This window comes from Niallia sp. FSL W8-0951 (assembly GCF_038006525.1).
In the GTDB taxonomy this organism is placed as follows: Bacteria; Bacillota; Bacilli; order Bacillales; family Cytobacillaceae; genus Niallia; species Niallia circulans.
The window spans coordinates 394,443-412,210 of the sequence record NZ_JBBOVK010000003.1; the positions used below are offsets into that span (position 1 = coordinate 394,443).

At 35.8% G+C, this 17,768-nt stretch carries 16 protein-coding genes; 9 read left to right on the forward strand and 7 right to left on the reverse strand.

What is annotated here, in order from left to right; genetic code table 11:
- Positions 1-20: 20 nt before the first annotated feature.
- Both splB and NSS71_RS24295 read right to left on the reverse strand, forming a co-directional pair.
- A complete protein-coding gene (gene splB / locus NSS71_RS24290) occupies positions 21-1,049 on the reverse strand; it encodes a spore photoproduct lyase (protein WP_341152111.1) in 1,029 nt (342 codons plus the stop codon).
- Positions 1,046-1,309 carry a transcriptional regulator SplA domain-containing protein gene (locus tag NSS71_RS24295; RefSeq protein WP_341152112.1) on the reverse strand — a complete coding sequence of 88 codons (264 nt, stop codon included), beginning with the start codon at positions 1,307-1,309 and terminating at the stop codon, positions 1,046-1,048. Before NSS71_RS24295 ends, splB begins: the two co-directional genes overlap by 4 nt.
- A gap of 163 nt (positions 1,310-1,472) precedes the next feature.
- Between NSS71_RS24295 and NSS71_RS24300 the strand changes: the two genes are divergently transcribed.
- Together NSS71_RS24300 and NSS71_RS24305 are read left to right on the forward strand one after the other, a co-directional pair.
- A complete protein-coding gene (locus NSS71_RS24300) occupies positions 1,473-1,838 on the forward strand; it encodes a carboxymuconolactone decarboxylase family protein (RefSeq protein WP_061801109.1) in 366 nt (121 codons plus the stop codon).
- Between the two features lie 40 nt (positions 1,839-1,878).
- Positions 1,879-2,307, forward strand: a complete 429-nt coding sequence (locus NSS71_RS24305) for a pyridoxamine 5'-phosphate oxidase family protein (RefSeq protein ID WP_341152113.1) — start codon at positions 1,879-1,881, stop codon at positions 2,305-2,307.
- Positions 2,308-2,333: 26 nt separating this feature from the next.
- Here NSS71_RS24305 and uvsE (NSS71_RS24310) read toward each other — a convergent pair whose 3' ends face one another.
- The 3 genes from uvsE (NSS71_RS24310) to NSS71_RS24320 form a co-directional block, all read right to left on the reverse strand.
- Complete coding sequence (gene uvsE / locus NSS71_RS24310) at positions 2,334-3,299, reverse strand: UV DNA damage repair endonuclease UvsE (protein ID WP_341152114.1); 966 nt, start codon at positions 3,297-3,299, stop codon at positions 2,334-2,336.
- A 43-nt stretch (positions 3,300-3,342) separates the two neighbouring features.
- On the reverse strand, positions 3,343-4,296 hold the full coding sequence (gene uvsE / locus NSS71_RS24315; RefSeq protein ID WP_047943366.1) for a UV DNA damage repair endonuclease UvsE: 954 nt from the start codon (positions 4,294-4,296) through the stop codon (positions 3,343-3,345).
- Between the two features lie 138 nt (positions 4,297-4,434).
- Complete coding sequence (locus NSS71_RS24320; protein ID WP_341152115.1) at positions 4,435-6,081, reverse strand: ABC transporter substrate-binding protein; 1,647 nt, start codon at positions 6,079-6,081, stop codon at positions 4,435-4,437.
- A 97-nt stretch (positions 6,082-6,178) separates the two neighbouring features.
- Between NSS71_RS24320 and NSS71_RS24325 the strand changes: the two genes are divergently transcribed.
- Positions 6,179-7,435, forward strand: coding sequence for an MDR family MFS transporter (locus tag NSS71_RS24325; RefSeq protein ID WP_144546420.1), 1,257 nt, complete (start codon positions 6,179-6,181; stop codon positions 7,433-7,435).
- 62 nt (positions 7,436-7,497) lie between these two features.
- Here NSS71_RS24325 and NSS71_RS24330 read toward each other — a convergent pair whose 3' ends face one another.
- A complete protein-coding gene (locus NSS71_RS24330) occupies positions 7,498-8,682 on the reverse strand; it encodes a DUF4317 domain-containing protein (protein ID WP_047943369.1) in 1,185 nt (394 codons plus the stop codon).
- 214 nt (positions 8,683-8,896) lie between these two features.
- On the opposite strand from NSS71_RS24330, the gene NSS71_RS24335 reads away from it, so the two are divergent.
- Positions 8,897-9,541 carry an SDR family oxidoreductase gene (locus NSS71_RS24335; protein ID WP_341152116.1) on the forward strand — a complete coding sequence of 215 codons (645 nt, stop codon included), beginning with the start codon at positions 8,897-8,899 and terminating at the stop codon, positions 9,539-9,541.
- Positions 9,542-9,873: 332 nt separating this feature from the next.
- Here NSS71_RS24335 and NSS71_RS25760 read toward each other — a convergent pair whose 3' ends face one another.
- The gene (locus tag NSS71_RS25760) at positions 9,874-10,293 is read right to left on the reverse strand and encodes a DUF2812 domain-containing protein (RefSeq protein ID WP_445668947.1); all 420 of its coding nucleotides are present in this window, start codon (positions 10,291-10,293) and stop codon (positions 9,874-9,876) included.
- Between the two features lie 388 nt (positions 10,294-10,681).
- Here NSS71_RS25760 and NSS71_RS24340 point away from each other — a divergent pair, with 388 nt between their 5' ends.
- The 5 genes from NSS71_RS24340 to NSS71_RS24360 all read left to right on the forward strand — a co-directional run bounded on the left by NSS71_RS24340 (position 10,682) and on the right by NSS71_RS24360 (position 17,752).
- Positions 10,682-11,371 carry an FCD domain-containing protein gene (locus tag NSS71_RS24340; protein ID WP_144546422.1) on the forward strand — a complete coding sequence of 230 codons (690 nt, stop codon included), beginning with the start codon at positions 10,682-10,684 and terminating at the stop codon, positions 11,369-11,371.
- Between the two features lie 41 nt (positions 11,372-11,412).
- The gene (gene uxuA / locus NSS71_RS24345) at positions 11,413-12,498 is read left to right on the forward strand and encodes a mannonate dehydratase (RefSeq protein WP_047943373.1); all 1,086 of its coding nucleotides are present in this window, start codon (positions 11,413-11,415) and stop codon (positions 12,496-12,498) included.
- 253 nt (positions 12,499-12,751) lie between these two features.
- A complete protein-coding gene (locus NSS71_RS24350) occupies positions 12,752-14,155 on the forward strand; it encodes an MFS transporter (protein ID WP_341152117.1) in 1,404 nt (467 codons plus the stop codon).
- Positions 14,156-14,170: 15 nt separating this feature from the next.
- Positions 14,171-15,589, forward strand: coding sequence for a glucuronate isomerase (gene uxaC / locus NSS71_RS24355; protein WP_341152118.1), 1,419 nt, complete (start codon positions 14,171-14,173; stop codon positions 15,587-15,589).
- Between the two features lie 255 nt (positions 15,590-15,844).
- Positions 15,845-17,752: a beta-glucoside-specific PTS transporter subunit IIABC gene (locus NSS71_RS24360; protein ID WP_095259342.1), complete on the forward strand. Its 1,908-nt coding sequence runs from the start codon at positions 15,845-15,847 to the stop codon at positions 17,750-17,752.
- The last annotated feature ends 16 nt before the right edge of the window (positions 17,753-17,768 follow it).

A 17,768-nucleotide genomic window follows, 5' to 3' on the forward strand; every position in this document is an offset into this window, starting at 1 on the left:
TAAAAGACCTTTTTCTTTTTTTACGTAAAATATTCTAGTTTAGCATCAGGGAAAAATTTTTTCATATAAGAATGCAGGTGATCCTTTATGTCTTCTTCTTCTTCTTTTTGATAAATATATTTTCCTATTCCATATTTCCCCCATTTATACCTGCGTTTTTCTTCATCTAGCTCTAATTTAGTCATTGGATAATTTTTTTGGATTACCCTTTTAGCAGGCTTTGTAAAGCGGTGCTGGATAAACTCAAATGTTAAATCCTTCTTTGCTTCTGGGGGCAGCTCAGCATCTAGGCGTTCAAACATATGCAGATAGCCTTCTTGCCATCCTTCATGGAGGTAAATGGGTGCCACGATAAATCCTAGGGGATATCCGGCTCTTGCGACTTTTCCAGCAGCCTCTATTCTCTTTTCCAAAGGAGAAGTCCCGGGCTCGAAGTTTTTGATGACGTAATCTGCATTGACACTAAAGCGAAAGCGGGTTTTTCCATTGTGCTTCGCATCAAGTAGGTGATCAACATGATGAAATTTTGTGACAAATCGCAGTTTGCCGTACTCTGATTTCCCGAAGTGTTCAATGGCACGTTTAAGCGTATGGGTTAAATGATCGATTCCAACGATATCAGATGTACAGGATGCTTCGAAACGTGTAAATTCTGGAGCACGTTCTTTCATATAGTTATCGGCAGCTTCTAAAATTTCCTCGACATTTACATAGGTGCGGATGTATGGCTTGCTTCCCATTGTAGTTTGCAAATAGCAATAATGACAATGTCCCATACAGCCGGTAGCAAAAGGTATGGCATATTCGGCAGAGGGCTTAGATGTATCAAATTTGAGTGTTTTGCGAATGCCGACAACAAGCGTTGACTTTGCCACTCGGTAACGTTGAAAATCATTGTCGCCAGGAAGATTTCTAACTTGATTATGGGAAGTGGTATAGCGAATCTCTATATCCATCTTCTTGAATTTCTCCAGCAGTTCTTTCCCTAATGGATACTCTAATGCTTCCGGTTCAAAATAGACAAGCTTTGGAGTGAAGGGTTTAATCATTCCAATCTCCCTTCTGAAACATCTCCATAGTAATAATAGTAGGCTTCTTGAGCTTCTGCTTCTGTAGCATATACAGCAACTTCGTTTGAGAGAGGGTAGTAATTTTCGTATAGAAATAAAGATAATTCATTAGAATCGTCTGGATTTTTTACAACAGCGGCTGCTTGGATATTCGCTACATCTTGGATATGCGGGTTTCGGTAAAAAACATAGACGATGTCTCCAGCTTGATAGGCATGATTTTCATTATACAGTTCCATTCACTCACTTTCTACATTGAATATAATGCCATTTTTCCCTTCCCAATCACCAGTTATGTATCACTTTTTATGGAAGTTATGGGAAATGAATAAGGGATAATTAATTCGTTTGAAGTTTACTTATAATAAGTTTGATGTACAGCTTAATCAAAAAAAGGAGTGTTTGGAAATGGAAGCTAGCAATTCAATAGAATCTACCTTGTTGTCGTTTAAAAAGGGAATAGGTGATTTTACACAAAAAATGCCTGAGTTTGCAAGTAGATATAATGCTTTTACAGAAGCCTGCTTTGAAGAAGGTGCATTAACTCAAAGGCAAAAGCAATTAATTGCTTTAGGAATTAGCCTTCATGCTCAGGATGAGTATTGTATTATCTATCATACAAAGGGCTGCTTAGATCAAGGGTGTTCCGAACAGGAAATTCTAGAAGCAGTAGGCGTAACTGCTGCATTTGGCGGGGGAGCGACCATGAGCCAAGGAGTTACCCTTGTACAAGAATGCATTCAGGAATTGAATCGTTTAGAACATTAATAGCTGAAAAATAACAGTAATTATAGGAGCAAAGCAGAATATGGCAAATCAAAATTTAAAGAAACAAGTTATTAACATTATTTCAGGTCATCGAACAGGAGTATTTTCATCTGTGGAAAATAATAAACCCCATTCCCGGTATATGACATTCTACTATGAAGATTTAACTTTGTACTCGCCCGCTCAAATGGATACAGAAAAGATGGATGAGATAGAAAAAAACCCTCATGTTTCTGTATTGTTAGGCTATGAAGAAAAGGGACAAAGCGATTCTTATGTTGAAATAGCTGGAACTTGCTCTATTAATAATTCTGAAACATTAAAAAAGCAGTTTTGGAACGAGTCATTACAACAATGGTTTGAAGGCCCAATGGATCCAAATTATGTGTTCCTTCAAGTGCAGCCTGACGTTATTCGAATTTTAAATAGGAATGGCGAACCTGCACAAGAGTTAATACTAGGCAATTAATGAATTATTTTAGGCTCTTCTTTCCTTTATTTAAGACGGAAAGAAGAGGCATCAATCATTTCTACATCGTTTCTAATGTTCACTTCTTCTATTAACTTAAAAAGAGCCTCATCCTTCTTTTTAGCTTCTATCATGCAATCGATAACAGGAATGCTTCCTTTTATGCGGTTTAGGAAATCGAAAAACATATCTATATCAATATAATCGGCATGATGACGGAAATGCTTTTCATCTTTGGGACTCGAAATATGCATTTTAATTGGTAATGGAGATGTACTCCATGTTTGAAGAATGCGACTCCAGTTATCTTCCCAATTGGGATTATGATGATGGGCGAGATGGTGATGATAATCAAACACAAGCGGAATCCCTAATTTCTCGCATAAGTAAAGAGTATCTTCCAATGTGAAAGAGGTATCATCATTTTCAAGCATGATCATGTCTTGAATAGAGTTTGGGACTAGCATCCAATTATCAATAAATTTTTCTAATGATTTTTCGGTATCTTTATAATTTCCTCCCACATGCATAACACAGCGATGAGTTGTATCAATCCCCATTCCCTTTAATAATAAATAGTGTAATCTTAAAGTTTTAATTGAGTTCTTCCATATATGTTTTTGATTGGAATTAAGGAGAACGAAGTGATCAGGATGAAAATCAATCCTAATCTGATGCTTTCTGGCAAATTCACCTATTTCTTTTAAAGGCTCTGTTAAAGGTTTCATATAATCCCAATCAAGAAGCTCTTCGTGATTGGCTAATGGAATCAGCCTGGAGGTAAGGCGGTAAAAATGGATATCGGAAGCAGCGGTATGTTTTAGGAGCCGAAGCGTATTATGGAGATTTTGCAAGGCGATTCGTTCCAGCTTACGAAGGCCTGCTTCCCGGTCATCTATTTTTTGAAACTGTTTAAATGTCATCGTCCTTGAAGGGGATGCATTTTTTACCATCATGCTCATTGCGACATATCCAAGTCGAACAATAGTCATCCATTACACCTCGTTGTTAGTATTCAAATGTAGAGAAACATTCCTACCATTCTATTGTTCCACCGGAAACTCTCTTTACTCCTCTAATAGAGGCAATGTCCTCGATAAGCTTAAACATAGCCAGATTTTTTTGTTTTGCTTCTATCATAACGTCGAAATCTTGATTAAGATTTTTAGCTATTTTTAAAAAGGGCTGTACAAAATCAAATGAGACAAAGTCAGCATGAGAACGGAAGGCCAGAGTGGATTTCGGGGAGGAAATATGGACTTTAGGAATCATTCTATGATTTTCCCACGTTCTAAAAATTCGCTCCAAATAAAGGGCTAAGTCAATATCTTCTTTATTGGCCATATGGTGATGATAATCAAGGATCATGGGAATGTTTTCCTGCTCACAGGTTATCAGTGTTTCTCTCACATTATATGTTTTATCATCATTTTCAAGGGTCATCTGGTTCTTAATTGCCATAGGAAGTTGCTGGATATTTTGCTGGAATCTCTGTAAAGAAGTCTCTTTATCACCATAGGCTCCACCAATATGAATATTAATAAGGCTATTATCAAGGGCATCCATAGCTTCTAGCATTTTATAATGGAAGGTCATATCTTTTATCGCATTTATGGTTACTTCTTCCCTAGGACTAGTAAAAAGCGTAAATTGGTTGGGGTGAAAACTAACCCGCAGTTTAAATTGTTTAACTAATTGGCCAAGTTCTCTCCACTGTTCCTGAAAAGGAGTTATGAAATCCCAGTTTACATCTGGATGCGTTGCTAAGGGGACTAACGAACTGGATAAGCGATACAATGGAATTTCATTGGCAGCATTATAATAGAGAATTCTTTTCGTATTTTTTAAATTTTGAGCTGTAACAGCTAATAGCTTTTCTGTAGCTTCCTGTTTAGGGAGTGCTGAATATCGGGAGAAGGTTAAAGCCTTTGAAGGACTTGCATCCCATAATCCTAGTGCATTAGCCACATAGCCAAAGCGAATCTTCATCTGTTTAGTTCCTTTCCATAGAGTCCAGTAGTTTCTCTTTTTATATTGCCTTATCTCCTGGAACTCTATGTGCTGTTTTTGCTTAGTTAATAAAACGATGCATAAAAAAATCCTGAGAATGTCTCTTTTCTATACCACTCATTCCTTCGGCCGAACCCACACTTTTGAAAAATCTACATAGCCAAAATGGCTAATTTTAATATTGCTTATATCGGTTGAAAATGGAATATATCGCTTTTGATAATAAAGGGGAATCATAATCGATTGATTGATCAATTCTTTTTCGATTTCTAGATTTAAAGCTGTCCATTGTTCAAATGGTGTTTCCTTATATTTACCCATTAAGTTTGTAAGTGTTTCATTATTTGCTATCATTTGGGAAAGTGGGGAAAACCCATTCATTAAAAAGTGGTAAAAGGAAAAATCTTGATTGAATTCAAAAACTTCTCCATGTACGAAAAGATCTACGTTTAATGTCTCGGGATGCTTTGTTAATATATCAGCAAAGGAAAACCATTGAATATCTGTAGGGATATTTTCTTTTGCGAATATTTCTGCAAGCCATTGTGTAGTATTAGCAGTATGTCTGGCACCTCTTATCACAATTGGTTTAGAAAATATTGGCCGTTCTACTTCAGAAATAGTCAACTGTTGATTTTGGCCGACTATTATACTCTTATCATTCGGTATTAGTCTTGGACTTAGGTTACCAATAGTATGACGGTTTTTAGCGATAATCCAATGAAGGTAATCTCTTACTTTCTTCTGTCTAATAGCAGAATCTCTACAGGAGTTCATTACGATAATACCAAACCCCGAGTCGCTTTCTACTTCGAAGGAGGAAGAGGTATTCTCCTCCATAGGAGAATGATAGATTCCTTTAAAATCCTCAGGCACTTGAATGAATTCTACTACATCAATTAATGGTCTTTCTCGAAAATGATCTTGAAAAGCAGTTAAAGTTGTCTGCTTATCACTGTTTTGTTGCAGGATAAAGTAACCAGTGCCCAATAGTTTTTCATTCGTCTCTCTATAGATGCTTGCACACATCATACTAAGCATAGGAAGGATATAGCTGCATCCATTGGGATGGAGAATATCGAGTATAAGTGGAGACTTTACTTCAATTCTTTCGACAGGTGTCCATAAATCTTTGTAATAAGCATGTGCCCGAAGCTTGTCAAGACATTCGGCCACATCATTTGCTGTCAGAACAGAACCGTCATGAAATTTAATGTCTTTTTTTAGATAGAGTCTTAATTTAGAAGGGGTGCTATCCCAACTATGGGCAATTTCAGGTAATACTTTCCCATCTTCTGTATGAGTGACAAGCCGATTAAACACATTTGCCACTAAATGCGCACTGAAGACATCTCCAGCCTCAAGCGGATGGACGGAATGGAAAGGATATCTTTTTGGTACGATTAATTTATCATTTGACTCTTGGACAAAGCCAAGTTTTGTGTGAAATTTATTCATTAATCTCATTTTACTGTTTGTGGACCAATCATACATTAAGTATTTGCTTGTTTGTTCTACTGGTTCCAGATTAAATCGCTTTAAAACTTCTTCCTCGTAAGAAGTTTCTACCTCTTTTTTCCATAACAAAGTTGAGATGTTTCCGCGTCCTCGTCCGGGTGTAAATGATAGCCAGCCTTCCTCCATCCATTTTTTTAAATAACGTGTTGTTTGTTTCGAGCTCAATTGCAAGGTTTCAGACATTTCCTCCATTCGAATACTGCCAGAAGGATAATATCTCCAAAGTGTAAGTAATTTGTTATCCATTCTTTTTCCTCCTAAAAGGGGACATTGTTTTGTTAATTGTCTATTTTTAGAATTATTCGTCTAGTTTAATATACAGTAATAACAAGGGGGAGACAACATGAAATGGAAGGAATTACCGCGAAATATCAAAGTTAGGATGATTACCTCTTTCTTTAATCGGGCGGTATCATCAGCAGTTATGCCATTTATGGCTTTATTCTTTGCGCAGGAATTAAACAAAATTTGGGCGGGCTTATTTTTGATCACTACTGTGGTTATCGGATTTTTGATCAATTTAGTTGGAGGATATATTTCTGATCGCTTTCCGAGAAAAAAGGTTTTAATGATAACATCCTGGCTGAATGCATTCTTCTTTTTAATCATGACGATCAGTCTATTTCCGACCAATAAAATAATTGTATTGTTTGCTTTGGCATACGTTGGATTTATTATCACAAGCAGTCTAGGGCGACCAGCAATGCATGCGATTATTATTGATTCCACAACACCAGAAAATCGAAAAGCTATTTATGCGCTCGATTACTGGCTGATTAATTTATCGATGGCTATTGGGGCAGCACTTGGAGGACTTTTATATTTGAATCATCAGAAAGAATTATTCATCATGCTGACTTGCACATCTACATTGATTCCAATTGCCTACGGGGTTTGGCTGCAGGACAAGTTCACAGATCAGTTACAGAAAAAGCACAAGAATGTCTTGGTTGACTTAATCAGCAATTACAAAGTGGCATTTAAAGATACAGCCTTTGTAAAAGTGGTTACAGGCTCCACCTTTATTTTTGCAGCTGAATTTTCATTAAATAGTTATATTGGGATTCGCCTTGCTGAAACTTTTGAAGCAGTTCGTATTGGGAGTTTTGAAATTGTTGGGGTACGAATGCTAAGTATATTAAATATAGAAAATATGCTGCTCGTAGTCTGCTTTACTTTTATTATTAATCGGTTCACAGATAAGATGAATAAAAAGAATGCTTTAATAACAGGTCTTATTATATATGGAATTGGATATGTGACTGTTACTTCGGCAAATACGTGGTACATGCTCGTTTTATTTAATTTGATAGCAACGATGGGCGAATTAATTTATTCACCGATTCGAAATGCAGAGCAGGCGAATATGATTCCAAGCGATAAACGTGGATCATACTCTGCTTTTTCCAACCTATCATTTAGTGGAGCAGATTTAATTGCAAGAGCTAGTATTATTATCGGGGCATTCTTAATTCCAACAATGATGTCTGTCTACATTGGCTTCATTGTAATGGTGGGGACTATTCTTATTTATACAGGATTATTCGCGAAAACCATAAAAGTAAACAAGCTAGTCAATAAAGGCGTTAGTGGCGACTAGAGCAGTAAGTTCAAAATAGATTTATTGGCTTCTTCTTTATAAAGAAGAAGCCTCTTTGAATCTTAGTCTTCTTCTGGACTTCCGCCGAAGGCTTCGGGAATCATTGTAAATCCTTCGATTACGGTGTCTTCTTCGACTTCAATCATCAAGTAGCGTTTGCCGCTAAATTCGATTTGCTTCACATATCTTAAGTCAGGAGGGCTGATGGCAATGTTAGCAATTTTGGTGCTGATCTTAATCGATTTTGACGTGAATTTTGGCAAGATATTACTTGCTTTTAATTCATATTTATCATCATCAATAATTTTTTTGAAGGCAAACTCGACTTTTTCTGGACTAATGTCCTCTACGCCGCTCATCTTTAAGACTTGTTCCACGTCTTTGGAGTCTAATTTTGGAACCTCTTCTTCTTCATTTTCGACAATCATTCGGTTAATTTCCTCATAAACATTGGAAAGAGTAGAGGTGCTCAATTGATCGCCAGTCACATCTTTAATGATTTCCTCAAACACAATTTTATCATCTTGAGCAGTCATCATTTCCTCGCCGTTGAGAACTTCTTCAATAAATTGATAATCTGGCTCATGGATCTTGCCGGCAGCATAGAGAATATGATTAACATCTGCTGCGTTATCTGTGAAGCTTGGGAAAAGAAATCCACCCATTGGCGCATTCAGATTAATAATGGGGTCAACAACAATATTGTATTTAAATTCTTTCTCTACATAGTCAAAAAGCAATTCTTTTTTCGGCTCTTGGGTGTTGTTGATACTGCATAAAATGAAAGGATGAGAGAAAACTGTATCTCGGTCACTTTCTTCAGACTCTTCACTGCGGCGCTTCTTTGGCTTTAAATACTCACCGCGAATAAATGTGATGACAATATCTTTGTCATATTGTCTGCTATTAAGCATCTTGTCTACCAGCAGCAGCATTTGCTCTTTCCAATCCTCTGTTTCAGAGCTAAGTAATCCTTTATGTAAAATAAGCTGACTATTATTTTCTGCCTCTCTTTGAAACTTTAATTCAAACAGCTTTTCATCCAAATTACCGGCAAGTAATTTCTTGAAATTATGTAAAAATAATTCTTGTTGATCTTGATCAAGCATGCCAAAGGGCTGACTTTGATAATGAAATATATCACTTGATTCTTTCATGACATAAACATTAAACATATCTGTTATTCTAAGTAGATCATTATTCATTTTGAATTGTTTTCGGATGTTTGCTATATCTTTTTTATTCATTCTAAGTTACACTCCTATGTTACTTTGAAAATAAATGATGGATGTTTGATAAGCCTTAGACTTTGAGCTCTGTATTTACACTCAATTTAGTCATTCATCCATTCTATCATATTTGGTTTCCCTATTATAAGAAACAACATGTTCTTTTGTATTATTTGAAAAAGAAACAATTGGATGAAATAATAGTAGAAAATGGATTAGAAAGGAGTTTGCTGTGAAAGTATTAGTGGTTGGAGCAAACGGGCAAATAGGTAAACAGCTTGTGACATTATTACATGAAAGTAATGAGTTTTCTGTTAGAGCATTGGTAAGAACAGCAGAACAGCAGAAAGCGTTTGACAAAATCGGAGTAGAAACTGCTTTAGGTAATTTGGAAGAAACGGTGGAACAGCTAGAGTCTGCAGTGAAAGGCTGTGATGCCGTCGTATTCACAGCAGGTTCAGGTGGGAAAACGGGGTATGATAAAACATTATTGATTGATCTAGATGGTGCTGTGAAAATGATGGAGGCAACAAAGCGTGCAGGGGTAGAACGGTTTGTAATGGTTAGTGCGTTGCAGGCACATCATCGAGAAAACTGGAGTGAACAAATTAAACCATATTATGTAGCAAAACACTATGCCGATCGTATTCTTATGGAGAGTGGATTAACCTACACCATTATTCGTCCGGGTGGATTAACAAATGATACTGGCACTGGTTTGGTTACAGCTGCTGAGAATCTAGAAAGAGGAATGATCCCAAGAGAAGACGTAGCAGCGACAATCATGGCTTCTATAAAAGAAAAAAATGTGTTTAATAAATCATTTGATTTAGTTTCTGGTGAAACGGAAATGGAGAAAGCAGTGAAGAATTTATAAAGAGTCATTAGTGGAGCAGCGTTCTATGCAGCTTGTGGGTTTTGCTGAAAAGAGTGAGTTTTTGGCTGATAAATCAGAAGTTTGGCTGAAAAGAGTGAAGTTTTGGCTGATAAATCAGAAGTTTGGCTGAAAAGAGTGAAGTTTTGGCTGATAAATCAGAAGTTTCGCTGAAAAGCATTAATTTGGCATTGGAAACCTGCCAGTTTTAGCTGGAAAACCAAAAGTTAGCTCGGAGTACTCATACCCAAAAGGCCAACAAAGGCAGGTCAAATAGACGCAATAACATATAAAATAGGTTATTTCTAATTAAAGCGATAATTTCTTGTTCCTTTTTAGAATATAAATTTTTTAGTAAGAGGAAATCCAATAATAAGGAAGAGAATTCCTATAACAATGAAACCAGTATTTAATAGGATATTAAATACTGGTTTGTCTCTTAGAAAAATGACTTGGAGGCCGGAATAAAGAAAAATTATGGCTAGAATATACCAGATAAAGTTAATTCTTTGATAATGTTCCATTTGGGAATCAATATCTGAATATATAACGAACTTTCCTAAGGCAGCATCTTTTCGAAAATAGTGCCATCTGTTGGCTGATGCGATATGTTCCACATTTAATGCTAGATTATTATTTTTTGGCGTACTCTCTTTTAGAAATGCGATTCTGTAAATAAAATTACCAGGAATGTAGTCTTCCAATAAATAAAATCGTTTGGAAATTTCTTTAAGCGCATACTCTTTTATACACATTTTATTTAATCATGCTTCTTCTTTTTCAATATTAAAAAAGAAATTTTTATAAATACTTCTGTTCACTTTTTTCATCGTATTGTTTCCTCTCTCCGGTTCTGTTTTAGCATTTCATTCTATATCAATAATTATTTAATAATTCACATAATAGTTCATTACTTCTAATAAAAGTATAAATATATTGCAAAAGCTGTTAATGGAATTGTCACATTTTAGTACTATTTTTGAATTGTATTCCAAAAGAAATGAAGTTATAATGTACTTAACTACCATATTAGTATATTAATATGTTTTAAAGGAGGCGATTATTGAAATTATTGAAAATGAATGACATTTAACCCTCCTTTTTATATACTAAAAAAATATAAAAAGGAGAAGAGGGTCCCTCATGTCAAATAATAGTGCGAAAGTATTTGCTTATAACCAATTAAAAAATGAAATTTTAAAATTAAAGCTTATACCTGGTACAAAAATCAGTGAAAAAATTATGTCAGATGAATTGCAGGTTAGTAGAACACCTATTAGAGAAGCATTTATAAGATTAGCGCAAGAGGAGTTATTAACGATTGTTCCGCAGAGTGGTACATTTGTCTCTCTAATTAACCTTAGCCTTGCCGAAGAAGCGCGCTTTGTTCGTGAGATAATTGAGACAAATATCGTTGGTTTATGCTGTGAGAATATGACTGATGAAATTTCCCTGAAGTTAGAAATGAACTTAAAGATGCAAGAAATGCTGGCAAGTAATGAAGTAGGAAAACAGGAAAAGGAAAAATTCTTCGATTTGGATGAAAATTTTCATAAGGAACTTTTTATTTGCTGTGGCAAAGAGCGTACTTGGAAAATGATTCAGGATATGGCTGGCCATTTGAATAGATTTCGCTTATTAAGATTAAAAGACATAAAGGATTTAGACTGGGAAATATTAATTAGTCATCATAAAGAAATTTATGAAGCAATCTTAGGTGGAAATCGGACAAAAGCAGAACAATTAATGTCTGACCATATGAGATTAATGCTTTCTGAAAAAGGCGTTTTATTACAAGAGTTTCCTGAATATTTTTATCCGCAGCAATACTAATGGAAAAAGTATGATGGTGCGACAAAGGAGGAAAACAAAATATGCAAATGACGTTTCGATGGTATGGAGAAGGGAATGACACCATCACTTTAAAACAAATACGCCAAATTCCAGGGGTTAAAGGGATAGTGTGGGCTCTGCATGATGTACCTGTTGGAGAAGTCTGGCCGGTGGAGCGTATTGCGGAAGTAGTAAATCAGGCGAAGCAGTATGGATTTCATACAGATGTTGTTGAAAGCGTTAATATTCACGAGGATATAAAACTAGGATTAAATTCAAGACAGCAATATATTGATGCATATAAAGAAACATTAAAGAATCTTAGTCAATTTGGCGTAAAAGTAGTATGTTATAACTTTATGCCTGTCTTTGATTGGCTGCGTACAGATTTATTTAAAGAAACAGAAGATGGCAGTACGGCGTTGTATTTTGATGCTGCAAAAGTCATTTCTCTTACACCTGAGCAAGTAGTGAAAAATATGGAAGAAAATACAAAAGAGTTAACGCTGCCTGGATGGGAGCCAGAGAGACTAAAAGATTTACAGCACTTATTTTCTTTATATAAAGATGTATCTGAAGTGGATTTGTTCGATAATCTGGTATACTTTCTAGAAGAAATTACTCCTGTTGCAGAGCAATGTGGAATTAAAATGGCTATTCATCCGGATGATCCGCCTTTTTCTATCTTTGGGTTGCCGCGGATTGTCAAAAATAAAGAAGATATCGAACGGATTTTAACTAGCGTAGACAGTCCAGCAAACTGTTTAACTTTTTGCTCTGGCTCACTTGGAGCAAATCCAAGTAATGACTTAGTTGATATTGTGAAAACATTCACTAATAGAATTCCTTTTGCGCATATTAGAAATGTAAAGCACTTTGAAGATGGTAGTTTTATAGAAACTTCTCATCGTGCGGAGGATGGGTCTGTACCTATTACTGAAATTGTAAATGGGTTATATGAAAACGGTTTCGTTGGATATGTTCGACCTGATCATGGGAGACATATTTGGGATGAAGTTTGCAGGCCGGGATATGGGTTATATGATCGTGCGTTAGGGGTAATGTACTTATTAGGCGCATGGGATACTAATAAAATTTTAACAAAAGAGAAAATGCAAAAAATATAAATGGTTTAAAAGATAATAGGAAAAGGAGAGGTTCCTGACACTTTCCTTTTTCCTATTATACTTTCAAATAAATGAAAACGTTTTACCTATATTCGTATTGATAATAAATAGGAGGCGTTAGAAATGGAAAAAAAGCAAAAGGATGTTACGCTTGCAAGGAGTATTGGATACGGCTTAACAGATATGATGGGCGGAGGGGCTTTTACCATTATAGGAGCATGGCTTTTGTTTTTTTTATACAAGTTATGCTGGTTTGACGCCAGTTCAAGGTGCTTCTATTATTGCAATTGCTCGTATAGTAGATGCAGTCGTCAGCTTATTTATGGGAAGCTTTTCAGACAACTTTTTAAAATTTAAGTTAGGAAGAAAATTTGGACGGCGAAGATTTTTCTTATTGATTGGTTCACCACTAATGCTTGTATATGTATTACTCTGGACTTCGGGAATGAATTATTTATATTATCTTCTTACTTATTTAGCATTTGAGATTATTGCAGCGATGGTTTTAATTCCATGGGAAACACTCCCTTCTGAAATGAAAACGGACTTTAATAAACGAACGAAATTATCAACTGCTAGAATGTTTATCTCAGGACTTGGAACCTTTTTAGCCACATTTATACCTGGGCAGCTCTTTAGTATTTTAGGACAAGATAATTCCCTTGCTTTCTTCATTAATGGTGCCTTTTTTGCAGTTGTTTTTGCTATATGTGTGTATATTTCTTTCCGTTCTACATGGGAACGAGAAGTTTCGCCTGAAGAATTACAACTACTGATAAGCCAGAAGAAAGAACGAAAAAATGGTTTAAAGGTAGTGATACAAATGTTTGTGGACTTTGCTTCCACTTTCAGGGTGAAAAGCTTTCGTAAGCATTTATTAATTTATATTTGTTCGATGACAGCGAAAGATGCTTTTAACGCAGTATTTGTATTCTTTTGTGTATACGCTTTAAATAGTACTTCCACTGTAGCAGCGAATCTACTTTCATTTAGTATTATTGGGCTACCTGGAGCTATTCTATATGGATTTTTAATGATTAAAATTGGACCAGCAAATTTATTTAAAATATCGTATTCTACTATGATTCTGTGTTTATTAGGATATGGGGCGGTTTATTTATATCATCCTAGTAATCTAATCCTCGTATTAGGGGTTATTTCCTTCTTGTATCAAATTGGAAGAAGTATGCTGGAATTCGTTCCTTGGAATGTCTTTCCGTTTATTCCAGATGTAGATGAAATGATTACAACGAAAAGAAGAGAAGGAATCTTTGCTTCTGTAATGACGTTCTTTAGAAAGTCTTCTGTTGCACTTGCGACCTTTTTAGTTGGAGCCATCTTAGAGAAAGGGGGAGGGGGATTTGTACAAGGCTCGGCAACGCAGCCACAGAGTGCTGTTGATACTATAATGTATATCATGATTATTGGGGTAGGTCTTTTGCTTTTTATTTCATTAATTGCAGCATTCACCTTTAAATTAAATAAAGAAACGCATGGAATTCTTGTAGAGGAAATTGAACGTTTAAAGAACAACGGTTTAAAAAAGGATGTAGATCCAAAAACGAAGAAAGTGGTCGAATCCTTAACAGGTTATTCCTATGAAAAGCTTTGGGGTGGAAAGACAGATGAAGATTTAACACAAGTAAAGATTAATTAAGAGGAGGATAACAAAATGAAGACTTTTATGGATAAAGATTTTTTACTGCAGACAGAAACAGCGAAAACATTATTTCATGATTATGCGGCGACCATGCCAATCTATGACTATCATTGTCATTTAGATCCAAAGGAAATTTATGAGAATCGAAGATATGAAAACATTACAGAGCTGTGGCTGGAGGGGGACCATTATAAATGGCGTGCCATGCGTGCTAATGGTATAGATGAATTCTATATAACTGGAGATGCAGACGACTACAGTAAGTTTGAAAAATGGGCTGAGACTGTAGAGAAGTTAATTGGAAATCCACTTTATCATTGGACGCATTTAGAGTTAAAACAATATTTTGGAGTGGAAGCAATTCTAAAACGAACGTCAGCAAAGGAAATATGGGAAACTTGTAATCGCAAAATACAGAGTCCAGACTTTTCAGCAAGAAGCTTAATTGAAAGGTCAAATGTAGCTCTTATTGGTACTACAGATGATCCGATTGATGATTTAGTTTTTCATAAGTTATTACAAGAAGACAAAACTTTTTCAACAACTGTTTTACCAGCATTTCGTCCAGATCATCTAATGGCTATTCAAAGCAATTATTGGGCGGAGTATGTTGAAAAACTAAGCAATCTTACAGGAGTAGAAATTACGAGTTATAGCACTTTGATGGAGGCAATAGATCATAGGATAGATTATTTTCATGAGATTGGCTGCAAATTGTCTGACCATAGTTTAGAAATGGTCGTATATGAATCAGCAACAAGGGAAGAGTTGGATATGATAGTAAAAAAAGCGTTGACTGGTGAGGCTATTACTCTAAAAGAAAATAATCAGTTTTTGACTAGTTTACTTGTCAGCCTTGGTAAAGCATATAGCCAAAGAGGATGGGTGATGCAATATCATATCGGAGCATTAAGAAGTGCCAACTCTCGTTTATTTCAAACAATTGGTGCAAATATAGGCTGTGATTCGATGCAAGATAGTCCTATTGCTATTCCATTAGCGAAATTATTAGATGAGCTGGATCGAGATGGCAGCCTGCCAAAGACCATTCTGTATGGATTAAATCCGAATACTAATGAAGTTTTAGCAACAATGGCTGGAAATTTCCAAGAAGGTGGAATTCCCTCTAAACTACAATTCGGATCTGGCTGGTGGTTTAATGATCATATTGATGGCATGGCAGCACAAATGAAAACACTTGCAAATCAAGGGCTATTATCGAGATTTATTGGAATGCTGACAGATTCGCGCAGTTTTTTATCTTATAGCCGTCATGATTATTTTAGAAGAATTCTATGTAATCTAATAGGGAATTGGGTGGAAAATGGGGAGTACCCAAATGATGTGGAATGGCTCAGTCAAATTGTTCAGGATATATCTTACTATAATGCTCAGCGCTATTTTGATTTTCAGTTAAAAATGGATTATTAATTGAAAGAAAATAAATAGGAACTTAAATAAAAAAATTAATTTTTCTAAAAAGAAAGCGTTGACATGTATAACGAGACGTGATAAATTACAGATATCAAATAACAAAACTTAAAAGTTCCGTGAAGGAATGTTACCTTAAGTGGGCATAACCTGAACTGACTAGAAAAACATGCTATTGTTTTGCGTGTATTTTAGTCAGGTCAGGTTTTTTTATTTGTAAAAACCAAATTCCATAGCTGAAGGAAGGGTAAAAAAATGAAATATGAGCAATTAGCAAAAGATATCATTGCGAATGTAGGTGGAAAAGAAAACGTTTCCAGTGTTGTGCACTGTATTACACGTCTCCGCTTTAAGCTTAAAGATGAAAGTAAAGCGAATACAGAAGTCCTAAAAAATATGGATGATGTTGTAACTGTCATGAAAAGCGGCGGTCAATACCAAGTCGTTATCGGCAACCATGTTCCAGATGTATACAAAGCAGTTGTTTCAGTAGGAGGTTTCCAGAGCCAGCAGCCTGTAGAGGAAGAGGAAGGTTCTAAAGGTTCACTTTTCAATCGATTTATCGACATGATTTCAAGTATTTTTACGCCAGTTCTTGGTGTTTTAGCAGCTTCAGGGATGATTAAAGGGTTTAATGCACTATTTCTATCAACAAAATTGTTAACAGAATCATCTGGTACTTATCAAATTTTAAATGCCACAGGTGACGCACTATTTTATTTCTTACCAATCTTCTTAGGATATACTGCGATTAAGAAATTTGGAGGAACACCGTTTATTGGAATGGCGATAGGGGCTGCATTAGTTTATCCAACCTTATCCACTTTAACGACGGGTGATCCATTATATACTTTGTTTGGAGGTACATTATTTGAATCGCCGATCCATGTTACGTTTTTAGGGATACCAGTAATTTTAATGAGTTATTCTTCTTCGGTTATCCCAATTATTTTATCGACATTCTTTGCATCTAAAGTAGAGAAATGGCTAAGAAATGTCATTCCTGATGTAGTGAAAACATTTATTGTGCCATTATTTACATTAGTGATTGTAGTTCCAGTCACATTTCTTGTTATTGGGCCTATTGCAACATGGGCAAGTACATTAATCGGTCAAGGATCTTTATTCTTATATAATTTAAGTCCCGCTATTGCAGGTTTATTGATTGGTGGATTCTGGCAAGTGCTTGTTATTTTCGGTCTTCATTGGGGATTAGTGCCAATTGCTATTAACAATGTAGCGACACTTGGCTATGATACGATTTTATCTCCAGTCTTCGCAGCGTCTTTTGCACAGATCGGTGCAGTTCTTGCAATTTTGATCAAAACAAAAAATCAAAAGTTAAAAACATTGAGTTATCCAGCGTTTATTTCCGGTATCTTTGGTGTAACGGAGCCAGCTATTTACGGAATTACCTTACCTTTAAAGAAACCATTTATTATTAGCTGTATTGGTGCAGGTATTGGTGGTGCTATTGCCGGGTTAACAGATGTAAAGGGTTACATCGTTGGTGGTCTTGGAATTTTTGGTATTCCTTCTTATATTACACCTGAGGGAATCAATATGAACTTATGGGGAGCACTTATTTCCATCATTGTTGGCTTTATCGTAGCGTTCTTATTGACATTGTTCTTTGGCGGCATTAACAAAGGCCAAAATTCAACAGGAAATACTACAGCATCGAACCAAGTAGCAGCAACAAAGGTAGAAAAAGAGGAAGTGTTAAGCCCCCTAAAGGGGGAGGTAAAACCTTTATCAGAAGTTAAAGATGAAGCATTCGCATCTGGGGCACTTGGCCATGGAATTGCTATTGAACCGAGTGAAGGGAAATTATATGCTCCTGCTGATGGGACGGTTTCTGCTTTATTTCCGACGAAACATGCAATTGGGATTACAACAGATACTGGTGCAGATATTTTGATTCATATCGGAATGGATACTGTGCAATTAGAAGGCCAGCATTTTACTGTACACACCACACAAGGTGAGTTAGTGAAAAAAGGACAATTGCTTATTGAATTTGATATAGATGAAATAGCTAATTCCGGCAAGCCTTTAACGACACCAATTGTGATTACAAATTATAGAGAGTTTCATTTAGAGGTAACAGATAAAAAACAGATTCAACAAGGAGATTCTTTATTCCACCTCGAAACTAAGTAAAAATAAGCAAGAATTA

Excerpts from the sequence above, each read along its gene's own strand:
- NSS71_RS24305 (WP_341152113.1), top strand. The coding sequence starts at position 1,879 with ATGGCAAATCAAAATTTAAAGAAACAAGTTATTAACATTATTTCAGGT.
- uxaC (WP_341152118.1), top strand. The coding sequence starts at position 14,171 with ATGAAGACTTTTATGGATAAAGATTTTTTACTGCAGACAGAAACAGCG.
- uvsE (WP_047943366.1), bottom strand. The coding sequence starts at position 4,296 with ATGAAGATTCGCTTTGGCTATGTGGCTAATGCACTAGGATTATGGGAT.
- NSS71_RS24340 (WP_144546422.1), top strand. The coding sequence starts at position 10,682 with ATGTCAAATAATAGTGCGAAAGTATTTGCTTATAACCAATTAAAAAAT.
- NSS71_RS24295 (WP_341152112.1), bottom strand. The coding sequence starts at position 1,309 with ATGGAACTGTATAATGAAAATCATGCCTATCAAGCTGGAGACATCGTC.
- uvsE (WP_341152114.1), bottom strand. The coding sequence starts at position 3,299 with ATGACTATTGTTCGACTTGGATATGTCGCAATGAGCATGATGGTAAAA.
- NSS71_RS24320 (WP_341152115.1), bottom strand. The coding sequence starts at position 6,081 with ATGGATAACAAATTACTTACACTTTGGAGATATTATCCTTCTGGCAGT.
- NSS71_RS24330 (WP_047943369.1), bottom strand. The coding sequence starts at position 8,682 with ATGAATAAAAAAGATATAGCAAACATCCGAAAACAATTCAAAATGAAT.
- NSS71_RS24325 (WP_144546420.1), top strand. The coding sequence starts at position 6,179 with ATGAAATGGAAGGAATTACCGCGAAATATCAAAGTTAGGATGATTACC.
- splB (WP_341152111.1), bottom strand. The coding sequence starts at position 1,049 with ATGATTAAACCCTTCACTCCAAAGCTTGTCTATTTTGAACCGGAAGCA.
- NSS71_RS25760 (WP_445668947.1), bottom strand. The coding sequence starts at position 10,293 with ATGTGTATAAAAGAGTATGCGCTTAAAGAAATTTCCAAACGATTTTAT.
- NSS71_RS24360 (WP_095259342.1), top strand. The coding sequence starts at position 15,845 with ATGAAATATGAGCAATTAGCAAAAGATATCATTGCGAATGTAGGTGGA.
- uxuA (WP_047943373.1), top strand. The coding sequence starts at position 11,413 with ATGCAAATGACGTTTCGATGGTATGGAGAAGGGAATGACACCATCACT.